Here is a 13,563-nt window from a genome sequence, read left to right on the forward strand (position 1 = left end):
CCCGCGCCCGGGTCGCGCGGCCAGAGCGCCTCCGGGCCGCCGGACCGGTCCGGAGCGCCTCGGCCCGCCCCCGAAGGGACGGGTCGGCGGTCGGACCGGCGGTCGGACCGGCCGGCGGGGGCGTGCCGCTCAGCCCTGCCGGGCCGACAGTTCCTCCAGCACCCGGACGGCCCGTTCGGCGTCGCCGGCCGGCACGAACAGGTGGTCGTGGTGGAAGCCCGCGGCGACGTTGCAGCTGATGCCGTGGTCGGCGAGTTCGGTCGCCACGGCCGCGGTGAGGCCGACGGCCTCCAGCGCCGAGTGGATCCGCAGCGTGATCCAGGCCGCGACGTACTCGTAGCGCAGCCCGAGCTCGTCCGCCTCCGGCTGCTGCACCACCACGGTGACGCCCTCGGCCTCCGCGACGGTCACCACCGGGCGCAGCCCGGGCGGTACCCGGGTGGGCAGCGTGCAGTACACGTACCGGCCCGGGTTGAGCACGGGCCGCAGCCCGCCGAGCAGTGCGCTGAGGTCTCGTTCGGCGGCCATGCGTCCACCGTAGGGCGTGTCCGACCGTTCGCGGCGGATCAGCGCGCGGCGCCGGGCGCCCGGCGCCGCGTGGCCGTGGCCGGGTCCGTGGCCCGCGGGGCGCGGTCGGCCGTGCGGCAGTCGGAAGGCGTTGACGAGCGACAGTCACCGATATATCGTCGAGATATCGAGATGCTTCGGAAAGAGGTGTCACAGACGAGAGGTGGTGCGCAGATGCGCCAGGGAATGCGATTCAGGGGAGAGCGTCGGCCCGGTGGCGGGATGTCCGGCGGCGGGATGCCCGGGGACGGCTTCGAGGGGCGTTTCGCCTTCGGGCCGCCCGGCCTGCCGGGAGTGCCGCCGGGCCCCGGCGGTCCGGGCCCGTTCGGGCGCGGCTTCGGCGGACCGGGGTTCCCCGGCCACGGCGGCCGCGGACCGGGCGGCGGCTGGGGGCCGGGCGGCGGTCGCCGCGGCGGCCGGGCGCGGCGCGGTGACGTCCGTGCCTCGCTGCTCGCGCTGCTCAAGGAGCGGCCGATGCACGGCTACGAGATGATCACCGAGATCGGTGAGCGGACGGGCGGTGCCTGGCGGCCCAGCCCGGGCTCGGTCTACCCGAACCTCCAGATGCTGGAGGAGGAGGGGCTGATCGTGGCTCAGGAGTCCTCGGGCAAGAAGCTGTTCGAGCTGACGGACGCCGGTCGCGCCGAGGCCGACGCGGGTGCGGAGTCCCCGTGGGAGGACGCCGGTCGCGGCGTCGACTGGGAGGCCGTCCAGGAGGCGGGCGCGGCGATGGCCGCGGTCGACCACGCGATCCGGCAGGTCGTGACGACCGGCACCGCCGAGCAGCGCGCCAAGGGCCTCGCCGTCCTCAACGAGGCGAAGCGCAAGCTCTACCTGATCCTCGCCGACGAGCAGGTCTGACGGTCCCCGTCGGGCGGCTCCCGGCAGGAGCGGGCCCCGCGGCGGGAGCGGGCCCCGCCGACCCCGATCAGGGTCGGCGGGGCCGCGTCACGCCTGCTCGTCGTACGCGTAGCACCAGCGCCAGCCCCTGCTGCCGGGCACCTTGGTGCGACGGTAGACCAGGGTCACCGGGGGAGTGTCGTGGTAGCCGGGCACCGGCACGCGGTACACCTTGGGCACGCTGTGGAAGACCCCCAGCATGACGGGCAGCACCCTGCCGTCCAGGGGGCCGCCGAGGAATTCGGTCTCCGCGCTCTTCACGCCCACCAGCGTACGCGGCGGCCGGCCGCGGCCGGGCGTGCGCATCCGGCAGAGGCGGTGTGGAGCCGTTGTGACCGGCGTGGCACCGGCCCCGGTCATTCCGGGGTCGTCCGCACCCTTATCCTGCTCTGTACGCCCTCGGGTCGACCCGGGTCCGCGGGTCCGTCCGGGCCGGTCACGGCGCACGCCGGTGCGTCCGGCCGCGAGTCGCCGGCCGCGAACTCCGTGCTGTGCCCGGGGCGTCGGTCGGCCGGCGATCCCGGTTCCGGCCCACGGCGGACGTGACGGACGGCGCACCGGGAAGCAGCGGGCGGCGCCGGGTGTTGCGTCGGATGTCAGGCCGATCGGCGTGCCGCACCAGGCACGTCAGGTCACGGCAGAGCGGAAGGGGCCCGATGGAAGCCAGCAGCAGGTGGACCACCTGGTGGCGGCGTGAGCCGCGGCAGGACCGCACGGTCACGGGTGGGGGAGCGGCTGCGAGGCTGGATCTGCTGCTGGGCGCCGTGCGCGCCGGATTCCCGCTCGCGCCCGCGGCGCATCCCGCGGGCCACCGGTGCTCCTGCGACCGGGTCGGCTGTCCGGCGCCGGCCCGGCACCCCGTCTCCTTCGCCTGGCAGACCCAGGCCACCACCGACGCGGAGCAGCTCGAACGCTGGCTCGCGCGCGACCCGCAGGCGAACTTCGTCACGGCGACCGGCCGCGCGCACGACGTGCTGGACGTGCCGGCCGCGGCCGGACGCCTCGCCCTGGAGCGGCTCGACGGGCTCGGCGTGACCGGCCCGGTCGCCGCGGTCGGCGAGGACCGCTACCTCTTCTTCACCGCCACCCGCGGCACGCCCGTCGACGAGGACGAGTGGTGGACGAGCGCCCTCGACTCCACCCCGGACACCATGTCCGAACACCCCGGCCTGCGCTGGCACTGCCGCGGCTCGTACACGCTGCTGCCCCCGGCCGCGCTGCCGGACGGCTCCGAGGTGTGCTGGCTGCGCGGCCCCGAGCACCCGCTGCCCGACCCGCTGCGCGTGCTGGACGTGCTCACCGACGCCTGCACCGAGGTCGGCGCGGTCGCCGAGGAGCAGTGGCTGATCGGCTAGGACCCGCGTGCCCCGCCCCGCCCGAGGGCGGGGCGGGGTGCGGTCACGGCAGCGTGAGGATCTCCGCGCCGTCCGCGGTGACGACGAGGGTGTGCTCGAACTGGGCGGTCCGCTTCCGGTCCTTGGTGACGACCGTCCAGCCGTCCTCCCAGATGTCGTAGTCGTAGCCGCCCAGGGTCAGCATCGGCTCGATGGTGAACGTCATGCCGGGCTTGATGACCTCGGTGGCGTGCTCGTTGTCGTAGTGCGGGATGATCAGCCCGGAGTGGAACGACGTGTTGATGCCGTGGCCGGTGAAGTCGCGGACGACGCCGTAGCCGAACCGCTTGGCGTACGACTCGATGACCCGGCCGATGACGTTGACCCGGCGGCCCGGCTTGACCGCCTTGATCGACCGGGCGAGCGCCTCACGGGTGCGCTCCACCAGCAGCTTCGACTCCTCGTCGACGTCGCCGCACAGGTAGGTGGCGTTGAGGTCGCCGTGCACGCCGTGGATGTACGCGGTGGCGTCGATGTTGACGATGTCGCCGTCCTGAAGGACCGTCGAGTCCGGGATGCCGTGGCAGATCACCTCGTTGACGGAGGTGCAGATCGACTTGGGGAAGCCCCGGTAGCCGAGGTCCGACGGGTACGCGCCGTGGTCGCACATGTAGGCGTGCGCGACGGCGTCGAGCTCGTCGGTGGTGACGCCCGGGGCGATCAGCTTCGCCGCCTCCTCCATCGCCTGCGCGGCGATCCGCCCGGCGATCCGCATCTTCTCCACGGTCTCCGCGGTCTGCACCTCGGGGCCGGTGTACGGCGTCGGCGCGGGCCGGCCCACGTACTCCGGACGCGCGATGTGCGCGGGGACCTTGCGGGTGGGGGACTGCGTGCCGGGTACGAGAGCCATGGCCGCGATTCTAGTCGCCGCCGCCCGGCCGTCCGGTCGTGTGTACGGTCCGGGTGTCGGGAAAGGATCTTTCCAGGACGACCGACGAACGACGGGAGCACCCCATGGCACTGGGATTCGGGCGCAAGCCCACCGGCAAGCCCGGCGAGTGGTTCTACTGCATCAAGCACGCCAAGGTCGAGGAGGGCCCCGAGTGTCCGGCCAAGGACCGTCTGGGCCCGTACGCCACACCGGGCGAGGCCGCCGCCGCACTGGACACCGCCGCCGAGCGCAACCGCGAGTGGCAGAACGACCCGCGCTGGCAGGACGGCAACCCGCCCGCGGAGGGCGGCCGGGGCTGACCCGGTCGACCCGTCGGCCCTGGTCGGCCCCGCCGACCCGGCGTCAGGCGACCGACCCGGCGTCAGGCGGCCGCCGGCTGACCCGCGCCGTCGGCGGCCCGGAGCCGCGCGGCGCGCTCCGCGGCCTCCCGGACGGCCGCGGTGTGCGGGTCCGTCCGGGCGTCGTAGGCGAGCAGGGCGGGCAGGGCCACGGCCAGCGCCGCCACCCCGAGCACGCAGGCCGCGCCGCCCGCCCACACCGAGCCGCGCACCCCGATCAGGGCGGCCGTGCCGCCGGCCCGCACCTGACCCAGCTGCGGGCCCACCGAGTAGCTGAGCAACTCGACGCCGGCCAGGCGGCCGCGCAGCTCGTCCGGGATCGACTGGTTCCACAGGGTGGCCCGGGCGGTCCCGCTGATCTGGTCGGCGGCGCCGGCCGCCGCCAGGCACGCCAGGACGAGCCAGATGTCGCCCACCAGGCCGGCGACGGTCACCGCGGCGCCCCAGCCGAGGGCCGCGGCGACCAGCATCCGGCCGTGCCGGTGGATGCGGGAGGTCCAGCCGCCGGTGGCGGAGACGAGCAGCGCACCGGCCGCGGGCGCGCCGTACAGCAGGCCGAGCGCCCACCCGGCGTGCAGGTCCGCCGCGAGGAAGGGGAACACCGCCACCGGGAAGGCGAACAGCATCGCGCAGACGTCGATCGCGTAGGTGCCGAGCAGGTCCTTGCGGCTCCAGGCGTAGCGCAGGCCGGTGGCGATCGCGCGCACCGACGGCCGTTCCGCGCCGGTCGGCGGCGGCACCGCCCGGATCCGGGCGAGCAGCAGCAGCGAGGCCGCGAAGCTCACGACGTCCAGGGCGTACGCGGTCTGCACCCCGGCGAGCGCCACGATCACCCCGGCCAGGGCCGGGCCGGCCACCGAGCCGACGTTGCGGTAGAGGGAGTTCAGGGCGAACGCGGCGGTCAGCTGCTCGTGCGGCACGATCCGCGGGGTCAGCGAGTCCAGGGCGGGCCGCTGCAGGCCGTCGACGGCGGCGACCAGCGCGGCCACCGCGTAGACCGGCCACAGCACCGGGTGCGGCAGCAGGGCGTTGATCAGCAGCAGGCCGGTGAGCAGCCCGAGCGCGCCCTCGGAGAACAGCACCAGCCGGCGGCGGTCGAGCGCGTCGGCGAGGGCGCCGCCCCACAGCCCGAAGACGATCAGCGGCACCAGTTCGAACGCCCCGACCAGGCCGACCGCGAACGAGGAGCCGGTGAGGTCCTTCACCTGCAGCGGCACGGCCACGTACGTCAGGAAGCTGCCCAGGCTGCTCACGCACCCCGACGCCCACAGCAGGCGGAACTCGCGGGAGGCCCGCCAGGGGGTGGTGTCGGGCAGCAGGCCGCGGAGAAGGCCGGGCGGTTGGTCCGACCGGGTTTGCGGTGGTTCGGAGGTCACGACGGGCCATCATCGGTCGCCCGGCCGGGGCCGGGCAAGCGAATTTACGGCGCGGCCCCACCGCTCACCAGTGCAGCACCGGGGGTGCCGTGAGCTGCCCCGCGAGCCGGGCCAGCCGGCTGCGCATCCCCCCGGACGGCGGTGCCGTGGCCGCCGCGCCGACCAGGTGTTGCACCAGGTCGAACGGGCCCTCGCCCGCCACCGGCACCGCCAGCCGCTCGTGCGCGAGCGAGCCGAGCTCCGGGTCGCCGGAGTCGAGCGCGAGCACCGTCGCCCCGCCGCGCCGGGCGTCGTGCACCCGTTCCAGGAGGCCCTCGCCGGCCGAGTCGGGCGCCACCACCAGCACCGTCTCGCCGCGCCGGGCCTCGTGCAGCCGGTGCAGCCCGGACGCGAGGTGGGCGGGCGCACCGGGCGGCACCCGGTGCCTGACCAGCAGCGGGGCGAGCGCGCCCACCCCGCAGGCGATCGACTCCTCGTCCAGGTGGGCGGCCAGGTGCCAGGGCTCGTACGCCTCGGTGCCGACGAGCAGCAGGCCCGTGGCGGAGCGCCGGGTGACCGAGCGGCGCAGTGCGCCGCCGAAGGCCCGGGTGACGTCCAGCAGGCCGGTGCCGGCCAGTGACGCGCTCAGTGCGGAAAGTCTCACCGCGTCCATGCGGGACAGAATGGAGCAGCGGCCCCGCCTTTGGGAGGATCTTCGGCATGACGCAACCCGAATCGGTGAATCCGGCCGCCACTGCGGCCACCGCGCCCCCCGCCCCGCTCGACGTGTCCGCGCTCGTCGTCGGCGTGCTCGGCGGCACCGGCGACCAGGGCCGCGGCCTGGCCTACCGGCTGGCCAGGGCCGGCCAGCAGGTGGTGATCGGCTCCCGCACCGCCGAGCGCGCGGAGGCCGCGGCGGAGCAGCTGGGCCTCGGCGTGCGCGGCGCCGACAACGCGGCCTGCGCCCGGGAGAGCGACATCGTGATCGTCGCGGTGCCCTGGGAGGGCCACGCCGACACCCTCGCCGCCCTGCGCGAGGAGCTCGCCGGCAAGATCGTCGTGGACTGCGTGAACCCGCTGGGCTTCGACAAGCAGGGGGCGTACGCCCTGAAGCCCGAGGAGGGCAGCGCCGCCCAGCAGGCCGCCGCCCTGCTGCCCGACTCCCGCGTCACCGCGGCCTTCCACCACCTGTCGGCGGTGCTGCTGCAGGACACGGCGGTCGAGGAGATCGACACCGACGTGATGGTGCTCGGCGACGACCGGGCCGCCACCGACGCCGTGCAGGCCCTCGCCGGGCGGATCCCCGGCATGCGCGGCATCTTCGCCGGACGGCTCCGCAACGCCCACCAGGTGGAGTCGCTGGTCGCCAACCTGATCTCGGTCAACCGCCGCTACAAGGCGCACGCCGGGCTCCGCGTCACCGACGTCTGACGGCCCGCGACCGGCCCCCGTACCCGGGCACGGGGGCCGGTCGGTGACAATGGGTGGCGACCGCAGCCGGCCCTAGGAGTTCCACCATGCCCCGCAACGCCCTCTTCGCCTCGATCGTCCTCGTGCTCGCGGTGACGGCCGCCGTCGTCTCCTTCGTGCAGGGCAACTGGTTCGGCGTGATCTGGGTGCTGCTCGCCGGCCTGTCCTCGAACATGGCCTGGTACTACATCCGCAGGGAGCGCCTGGAGCGCGCCGCGGCGGCGGCCCGGCAGCCGTAACGCCCCGCGGCCGCGGACGCCGGGCCCCGGACGGGCCTCACCGCCGGAGGACGGGTCTCACTGCCAGAAGCGGAAGAGGTAGTGGCCGACCACCGGGTACGCCTCGGAGACGCCGAACAGGCGGATGATCGAGAACACCAGGTCGGAGAACCACTGGCCGACCGACGTCTGCCAGAAGACCACGAACACCGCGAGCATCCCGTACGGCGCGAACGGCTCGATCGACCGGCGGGTCTTCGGCGACAGCCACGGCTCGACGATGCCGTAGCCGTCCAGGCCCGGGATCGGCAGCAGGTTCAGCAGGGACGCGCTGACCTGCAGGAACGCCAGGAAGCCGAGTGCCGCCGGGAAGGCCGAGACGGTCAGCTGCTGGCCGTCGAGCACCGCGGGCCGGTCCTGGTCGTCGAAGGCCCCGGAGCTCACCAGCACCAGCAGGGCCACCCCGAACAGCACGTTCACCAGCGGCCCGGCCGCCGAGATCAGGCTGTGCTTCAGCCGCCCTCGGATGCGGTGCCGCTCGATGTAGACCGCGCCGCCGGGCAGACCGATGCCGCCCATGATCACGAAGATCACCGGCAGCACGAAGCTCAGCAGCGCGTGCGCGTACTTGAACGGGTTGAGCGTCAGATAGCCCTTGGCGCCGATCGTGATGTCGCCGCTGTGCATCGCCGTCCGCGCGTGCGCGTACTCGTGCAGGCACAGCGAGACCATCCAGCCCGACACCACGAACAGGAACACGCCGAACCGCGCGCTCCCGTAGCCGCTCACCACCGCCCACGCCGAGGTGGCCAGGGTCGCGAGCAGCACCCAGAACACCGGACTGATCCGGTTCTCCTCGCTGCGGCGCTGCGTGTCGGCGAAGGTCATGGTGGCGGCGCTCCGAAATCGGCCGGGGTGCGGACAGGGGGACCGATCATGCCCCGCGCCGCGAGGCGGGGACAAGCCGTCCCCGGTGAACGCACGGCACGCGCCCCCGGTTCCGCGGCCCCCGCCGGACGGCCACCGGCACCCGGGCGCCCGCCCGCCCCGCCGTCGACCAGAATGGGGCCGTGCACTACGGCATCCTCGGAACCACCACGGCCCACCACGACGACGGCACCCCGGTGCCGCTCGGCGGCGCCCGGCTGCGTGCCCTGCTCGCCGCCCTGGCCCTCCGGCAGGGCCGGCCCGTCCCGGCGGACCTGCTGGTGGACGAGGTCTGGGGTGACGACCCGCCGCAGGACGCCTCCGCCGCCCTCCAGACCCTCGTCGGACGGCTGCGCCGCACCGTCGGCCGCGACGAGGTGGGCTCCGGCCCGTCCGGCTACTGGCTGGCCGGCGGCGGCACCGACGCCGGCGACTTCCAGCGCCTCGCCGCGGACGGCCGCCGCGCCCTCGCCGCCGGGGACCCCCGCGAGGCCGCCGACCTGCTGCGCGCCGCCCTCGCCCTGTGGCGCGGCCCGGCCCTCGCCGACCTCCCCGACCGGGCCGGCGCGGCCGTCCGCCTGGAGGCCCAGCGCGACGAGGCCCGCCGGCACCGGATCACCGCCGACCTCGCCCTCGGCCGCGCCGCGGACCTCACCGCCGAACTCGCCGAACTCTGCGCGGGCGAACCCCTCGACGAACCCCTGCACGCACTGCTCCTGCGCGCCCTGCAGGCCGAGGGCCGCACCGCCGAGGCGCTCCAGCGCTACGACCGGCTGCGCCGCGCCCTCGCCGACCGGCTCGGCACCGACCCCGGACCGGAGCTGCGCGCCCTGCACGCCGGGCTGCTCGCCGCGGGCGACGCCCCCGCCCCAGCGGCCGCCCGGCCCGGCCCCGCCGCGGACCCCGCGCCGGAAGCCGTACCCGCACCCCGCGCCGTGGAGGCGAGGCCGCCGACCCGTCCGGCACCCGTCGGCAACCTCCGGCCCCGCCTCACCAGTTTCGTCGGCCGGGACACCGACCTCGCCTCCGTCGGCCGCGCCCTCGCCGCGGGCCGGCTCACCACGCTCACCGGCCCCGGCGGCTCCGGCAAGACCAGGCTCTCCCTGGAGGCCGGTCGGGTCCAGCTCGCCGACGGCGCCTGGCCGGACGGCGTCTGGATGGCCGAACTCGCCCCGCTGGAGGACGCCGAGGCCGTGCCCGAGGCGGTCGTCGCGGCCCTCGGCCTGCGCGAGACCGTGCTGCACACCGGCAGCAGCGCCGTCGCCGAGGCCATCGACGGCCGCCGCGGCGACCCCGTGTTCCGGCTCGTCGAACACTGCGCCGGCCGCCGGATGCTCCTCGTCCTCGACAACTGCGAGCACCTGATCCAGGCCGCCGCCGACCTCGCCGACCGGCTGCTCGCCGAGTGCCCCGGCCTGACCGTCCTCGCCACCAGCCGCGAACCGCTCGGCGTGCCCGGCGAGGCCGTGCTGCCCGTCGAACCGCTGCCCGACCCGGCCGCCCTGCGGCTGCTCGCCGAGCGCGGCGCCGCGGCCCGGCCCGGCTTCGACCCCGCGGACGACCCGGAGGCCTGCGCGGAGATCTGCCGCCGCCTCGACGGCCTGCCGCTCGCCATCGAGCTCGCCGCCGCCCGGCTGCGCGGCCTGACGCCCCGCCAGCTCGCCGACCGCCTCGACGGCCGGTTCGCCCTGCTCACCGCGGGCTCCCGCACGCTGCTGCCCCGCCAGCAGACCCTGCGGGCCGTCGTCGACTGGAGCTGGGACCTGCTCGGCCGGCGGGAGCGCGCCGTGCTGCGGCGGCTCTCCGTCTTCGCCGGCGGCTGCACCCTGGAGGCCGCCGAGGACGTCGTCGCCGACGGCGCCGAGGTGCACCGCGAGGACGTCGCCGACCTGCTGCTCTCCCTCGTCGACAAGTCCCTCGTGGTCGCCGACCTCGACGGCGGGCCCCGCTACGCGATGCTGGAGACCATCCACGAGTACGCGGCCGAACGGCTCTCCGAGGCCGCCGAGGACGAAGCCGCCGCCCGGCAGCGCCACGTCCGCTGCTTCCGCGAGCTGGTGCGCGCCGCCGAGCTCAGCCTGCACGGCCCCGCGCAGCTGCACTGGCTCTCCGTGCTCGACCGCGACCAGGAGAACATCCGCGCCGCGCTGCGCACCGCCGTCGACCGCGCCGACGAGGAGGAGGCGCTGCTCCTGGCCCTCGGCATGAGCTGGTTCTGGTCGCTGCGCGACTACCGCCGCGAGGCGCACAGCTGGTTCGAGGCGGTGACCGCGCTCGGCCCCGACGCGTACGCGGACGACGCGGAGCCGCCGCAGCCGCTGCTGGCGGGCCCGCTGGACGCCCCGCCGCCGCTGGCGCCCGCGATGCTCGCCGAGGCCCGCCGGCAGGTGCAGCTGCACCGGCTGGTGGCGATGTTCACCGGCAACATGGCGATGCTCGGCGACCACGAGGCGATGCGGATCAGCCGGCGGGTGCTGGAGACGTACACGCCGGACCTGCCGCAGTCGTACCGCTTCCCGGTGCTGCTGCGGGTGTTCGGCGCGTTCCTCACCGGGGAGTTCGACCGGATGACGGGCCTGATGGACGACGCCGTGGCGGGCGCCCGCCGCCACGGACGGCCGATCGACCTCGCCTTCGCCCTGCAACTGCGCGCCCGGCTGCTCAACGACCTGGTCGGCGGCCTCGACCAGGCCGTCGCGGACAGCGCCGAGGCGCTGGAGCTCTTCACCGCGGCCGGCGACCTCTGGGGCATGTCCGAGGCGCTGTCGGCGCAGGCGGAGAACGCGGCCAAGCAGGGCGACGACCGGCGCGCCGCCGCCGCCTACCGCCAGGCCATCGGCATCGCCGAGGAGCTGGGGGCCTCGCAGGAGGTGCCGCTGCTCCAGGTGCGGCTCGGCGAGACGCTGTTCGGGATCGATCCGGTCGAGGGCGAGCGGATGGTGCTCGCCGCCCTGGAGGAGGTCCGGGCGAGCGGCAACCACGCGGCGGACGGCGCCACGATGTACGGCCGACTGGTGCTGTGCAACCTGCGGGTCCGCCAGGGCGACCACGCCGCGGCGTTGCGCGAGCTGGACGAACTCCTGCTCACCCAGAGCACGTTGGGGCCGATCGTGCCGGACGTGTTCTTCGGCGTCGTGGCCTGCATACGGGGCTGGGTCGTGGCGCGGGCCGGCGACGCCGGGCGCGGCCTGGAGCTGATGATCGGCGGGCGCCGGCGGATGACCGCCTCGCCCGGCGGCGCCACCGTCTTCGTCGAGCACATGGCCGCGATGCTCCTGATGCCCGCCGCGGGCGTGGTGCTGGCCCTCGCGGAGCAGCAGGCGCTGCCCGTGGCGGCGTACCGCGCCGGGGTCCTGGTCGGCGCCGCCGACGTGCTGCACGGGTCGATGGGCTCGCACATGGAGCGGGTGGAGCGTGAGCGGCTGGTCGGGCGGCTGGAGGAACTGCTCGGTGCGGACGGGCTCCGCGCGGCGCGCGAGGAGGGCGGCCGCCTCTCCCTCGCGGAGGCGGCCGCCCTGCTCGACGGTCTCGGGAGTCTCTGAGCCCCCGTCAGGTGCGCTTGCGGAAGCGGGCCACCGCGAGCGGCGCGGTGACGGCGGTGATCGCCAGCGACCAGACCACCACGATCGTCACCGAGTGGGTGAGCGGGCCGCCGTTGATCAGGCTGCGGCAGGCGTCGGCCAGCGCGGAGAGCGGGTTGTACTCGGTGAAGGCCTGCAGCCAGCCGGGCATGGTGCTGGTCGGCGCGAAGATCGAGCTGCCGAACTGCAGAGGCATGATCACCAGCATGCTGACGCCCTGCACGGCCTGGGCGCTGCGCAGCGACATGCCGAGCAGCATGGAGATCCAGACGATCGACATGCCGAAGAGCAGGGAGAGGCCGACGGCGGCGAGCAGCTGCAGGAAGCCGGTCTTGATCTCCAGGCCGAGGATCATCGAGAAGCCGATGAGGATGGTGAAGGAGACCAGCCCGCGGCAGGTCTCGGCGACGATCTTCGACAGCAGCACCGCGGACCGGCCGATCGGCAGGGTGCGGAAGCGGTCCATCACGCCGCTCTGGAAGTCGCTGTTGAGACCGGTGCCGACGGCCATCGCCAGGTTGAGGCCGGTGGTGCCGAGCAGGCCGGGGATCATGTACTGGATGTAGTCGTGCTGGCTGCCGGAGACCGCGCCGCCGAACACGTAGACGAACAGCACCGTGAAGATGATCGGGATGAGCAGCGCGTCGAGCATCGACTCGGGGTCGGCCTTGATGCGCATCAGGTTGCGGCGGGTGAGCGCGCCGACGTGGCGCAGGTGCCCGGCGAGGCCGATCCGCGGGTCGTCCGCGTGGGCCGGGGCGAAGGTCGGGGCGGCGGTGGTCATGCCACGGGCTCCTTGTCGCGGGTCGGGGCGGCCGGCGTGGACGGCTTGCCGGTGATGGTGAGGAACACCTCGTCCAGGCTGGGGAGTTCGGTGTCGATGCCCGCGATGCCGAAGCCGCGGGTGCCGAGCACGCCGATCACCGACGTCAGCTGGCCGTCCTCGGTGAGCTGCACGGAGAGGAGCCCCGTGTCGGCGGAGAACGTCGCCGCGGTGCCCGACTCCTGCAGGCACCGGGCCATCTCGGGCAGGTCGGCGGGGTTCAGCGGGCGCACCTGGAGGGTCTGGCCGCCGACCTGCGTCTTCAGCTCGTCGATGCCGCCCGCGGCGATCACCCGGCCGCGGTCGATGACGGTCAGCTCGTGGGCGAGCTGCTCCGCCTCCTCCATGTACTGGGTGGTGAGGAGCACGGTGGAGCCCTCGGCGACCATCCGCTGCACCTCGTCCCAGACCTCGTTGCGGGTGCGGGGGTCGAGGCCGGTGGTGGGCTCGTCCAGGTAGAGCACCTTGGGCCGGCCGATCATGGAGGCGGCGAGGTCGAGCCGGCGCCGCATGCCGCCGGAGTACGTCTTGGCGGGGCGCTTGGCGGCCTCGGTGAGGGAGAAGCGCTCCAGCAGCTCGCCGGCGCGGGTCTTCGACTCCTTCGCGGAGAGGTCGAGCAGCCGCCCGATGAGGTAGAGGTTCTCGTAGCCGGAGAGCAGCTCGTCGACGGAGGCGTACTGGCCGGTGAGGCCGATCGTGCGGCGCAGCTGCTTGGGCTGGCGCAGCACGTCGTAGCCGCCGACGAACGCGGTGCCGGCGTCCGGCTTCACGAGGGTGGAGAGGACGCGGACGAGGGTGGTCTTGCCGGCGCCGTTCGGGCCGAGCAGGCCGAGCACGGTGCCCTCGCGGACGCTGAGGTCGACGCCGTCGAGCGCCCGGGTGGCGCCGAAGGTCTTGACGATGCCGCGGACCTCCACGGCGTTGCCGCGGTCGAGCTGCCCCCGGTCGTTCGGGGCGGTTGCGTTCGATGTCATGCCCTCAGACTGCCGGGCCCTGCTGTCAGCCCGCTGTCACCCTGCTGTCAGCGCCGCGGGCGTACCGGCAGGGCGCTGTCGCGGTGCTGCCGGGCGGCCGTCCGGGCCGTGCGGCGGGTGCGGG

At 75.0% G+C, this 13,563-nt stretch carries 14 protein-coding genes; 6 read left to right on the forward strand and 8 right to left on the reverse strand.

Annotated elements, in window-relative coordinates; translation table 11 throughout:
* Window positions 1-129: 129 nt before the first annotated feature.
* Window positions 130-528, reverse strand: a complete 399-nt coding sequence (locus OG335_RS26485) for an ACT domain-containing protein (protein ID WP_405013619.1) — start codon at window positions 526-528, stop codon at window positions 130-132.
* Between the two features lie 261 nt (window positions 529-789).
* Here OG335_RS26485 and OG335_RS26490 point away from each other — a divergent pair, with 261 nt between their 5' ends.
* A complete protein-coding gene (locus tag OG335_RS26490; RefSeq protein WP_405013620.1) occupies window positions 790-1,428 on the forward strand; it encodes a PadR family transcriptional regulator in 639 nt (212 codons plus the stop codon).
* Between the two features lie 87 nt (window positions 1,429-1,515).
* Here the strand turns inward: OG335_RS26490 and OG335_RS26495 are convergent, their stop codons facing one another.
* Window positions 1,516-1,728, reverse strand: coding sequence for a hypothetical protein (locus OG335_RS26495; RefSeq protein WP_405013621.1), 213 nt, complete (start codon window positions 1,726-1,728; stop codon window positions 1,516-1,518).
* Between the two features lie 395 nt (window positions 1,729-2,123).
* Between OG335_RS26495 and OG335_RS26500 the strand changes: the two genes are divergently transcribed.
* Window positions 2,124-2,822, forward strand: a complete 699-nt coding sequence (locus tag OG335_RS26500; protein ID WP_405013622.1) for a bifunctional DNA primase/polymerase — start codon at window positions 2,124-2,126, stop codon at window positions 2,820-2,822.
* A gap of 43 nt (window positions 2,823-2,865) precedes the next feature.
* On the opposite strand, the gene map is transcribed toward OG335_RS26500, so the two are convergent.
* The gene (gene map, locus OG335_RS26505) at window positions 2,866-3,711 is read right to left on the reverse strand and encodes a type I methionyl aminopeptidase (protein ID WP_405013623.1); all 846 of its coding nucleotides are present in this window, start codon (window positions 3,709-3,711) and stop codon (window positions 2,866-2,868) included.
* Between the two features lie 104 nt (window positions 3,712-3,815).
* Here map and OG335_RS26510 point away from each other — a divergent pair, with 104 nt between their 5' ends.
* Entirely contained in the window at window positions 3,816-4,052 is a 237-nt protein-coding gene (locus OG335_RS26510; RefSeq protein WP_405013624.1) for a hypothetical protein, read from the forward strand.
* A 62-nt stretch (window positions 4,053-4,114) separates the two neighbouring features.
* On the opposite strand, the gene OG335_RS26515 is transcribed toward OG335_RS26510, so the two are convergent.
* A complete protein-coding gene (locus OG335_RS26515) occupies window positions 4,115-5,467 on the reverse strand; it encodes an MFS transporter (RefSeq protein WP_405013625.1) in 1,353 nt (450 codons plus the stop codon).
* A gap of 64 nt (window positions 5,468-5,531) precedes the next feature.
* Window positions 5,532-6,119 (reverse strand): hypothetical protein, encoded by a 588-nt coding sequence (locus tag OG335_RS26520; protein ID WP_405013626.1) that lies wholly within the window; start codon window positions 6,117-6,119, stop codon window positions 5,532-5,534.
* 47 nt (window positions 6,120-6,166) lie between these two features.
* Between OG335_RS26520 and npdG the strand changes: the two genes are divergently transcribed.
* A complete protein-coding gene (gene npdG, locus OG335_RS26525; RefSeq protein WP_405013627.1) occupies window positions 6,167-6,877 on the forward strand; it encodes an NADPH-dependent F420 reductase in 711 nt (236 codons plus the stop codon).
* Between the two features lie 86 nt (window positions 6,878-6,963).
* Entirely contained in the window at window positions 6,964-7,155 is a 192-nt protein-coding gene (locus tag OG335_RS26530) for a hypothetical protein (RefSeq protein WP_405013628.1), read from the forward strand.
* Window positions 7,156-7,212: 57 nt separating this feature from the next.
* Here the strand turns inward: OG335_RS26530 and OG335_RS26535 are convergent, their stop codons facing one another.
* Complete coding sequence (locus tag OG335_RS26535; RefSeq protein WP_405013629.1) at window positions 7,213-8,022, reverse strand: site-2 protease family protein; 810 nt, start codon at window positions 8,020-8,022, stop codon at window positions 7,213-7,215.
* Window positions 8,023-8,204: 182 nt separating this feature from the next.
* On the opposite strand from OG335_RS26535, the gene OG335_RS26540 reads away from it, so the two are divergent.
* The gene (locus OG335_RS26540; protein WP_405013630.1) at window positions 8,205-11,603 is read left to right on the forward strand and encodes an AfsR/SARP family transcriptional regulator; all 3,399 of its coding nucleotides are present in this window, start codon (window positions 8,205-8,207) and stop codon (window positions 11,601-11,603) included.
* A gap of 7 nt (window positions 11,604-11,610) precedes the next feature.
* Here the strand turns inward: OG335_RS26540 and OG335_RS26545 are convergent, their stop codons facing one another.
* Window positions 11,611-12,426, reverse strand: coding sequence for an ABC transporter permease (locus tag OG335_RS26545; protein WP_405013631.1), 816 nt, complete (start codon window positions 12,424-12,426; stop codon window positions 11,611-11,613).
* Complete coding sequence (locus OG335_RS26550; RefSeq protein WP_405013632.1) at window positions 12,423-13,439, reverse strand: ATP-binding cassette domain-containing protein; 1,017 nt, start codon at window positions 13,437-13,439, stop codon at window positions 12,423-12,425. Before OG335_RS26550 ends, OG335_RS26545 begins: the two co-directional genes overlap by 4 nt.
* Between the last annotated feature and the right edge of the window lie 124 nt (window positions 13,440-13,563).

Source organism: Kitasatospora sp. NBC_01539, from assembly GCF_045040525.1.
In the GTDB taxonomy this organism is placed as follows: domain Bacteria; phylum Actinomycetota; class Actinomycetes; order Streptomycetales; family Streptomycetaceae; genus Kitasatospora.

Bases quoted from the DNA above. Each gene is read 5' to 3' on its own strand.
- OG335_RS26520 (WP_405013626.1), bottom strand. From the start codon at position 6,119: ATGGACGCGGTGAGACTTTCCGCACTGAGCGCGTCACTGGCCGGCACC.
- map (WP_405013623.1), bottom strand. From the start codon at position 3,711: ATGGCTCTCGTACCCGGCACGCAGTCCCCCACCCGCAAGGTCCCCGCG.
- OG335_RS26500 (WP_405013622.1), top strand. From the start codon at position 2,124: ATGGAAGCCAGCAGCAGGTGGACCACCTGGTGGCGGCGTGAGCCGCGG.
- OG335_RS26530 (WP_405013628.1), top strand. From the start codon at position 6,964: ATGCCCCGCAACGCCCTCTTCGCCTCGATCGTCCTCGTGCTCGCGGTG.
- OG335_RS26510 (WP_405013624.1), top strand. From the start codon at position 3,816: ATGGCACTGGGATTCGGGCGCAAGCCCACCGGCAAGCCCGGCGAGTGG.
- OG335_RS26535 (WP_405013629.1), bottom strand. From the start codon at position 8,022: ATGACCTTCGCCGACACGCAGCGCCGCAGCGAGGAGAACCGGATCAGT.
- OG335_RS26550 (WP_405013632.1), bottom strand. From the start codon at position 13,439: ATGACATCGAACGCAACCGCCCCGAACGACCGGGGGCAGCTCGACCGC.
- OG335_RS26490 (WP_405013620.1), top strand. From the start codon at position 790: ATGTCCGGCGGCGGGATGCCCGGGGACGGCTTCGAGGGGCGTTTCGCC.
- npdG (WP_405013627.1), top strand. From the start codon at position 6,167: ATGACGCAACCCGAATCGGTGAATCCGGCCGCCACTGCGGCCACCGCG.
- OG335_RS26485 (WP_405013619.1), bottom strand. From the start codon at position 528: ATGGCCGCCGAACGAGACCTCAGCGCACTGCTCGGCGGGCTGCGGCCC.
- OG335_RS26545 (WP_405013631.1), bottom strand. From the start codon at position 12,426: ATGACCACCGCCGCCCCGACCTTCGCCCCGGCCCACGCGGACGACCCG.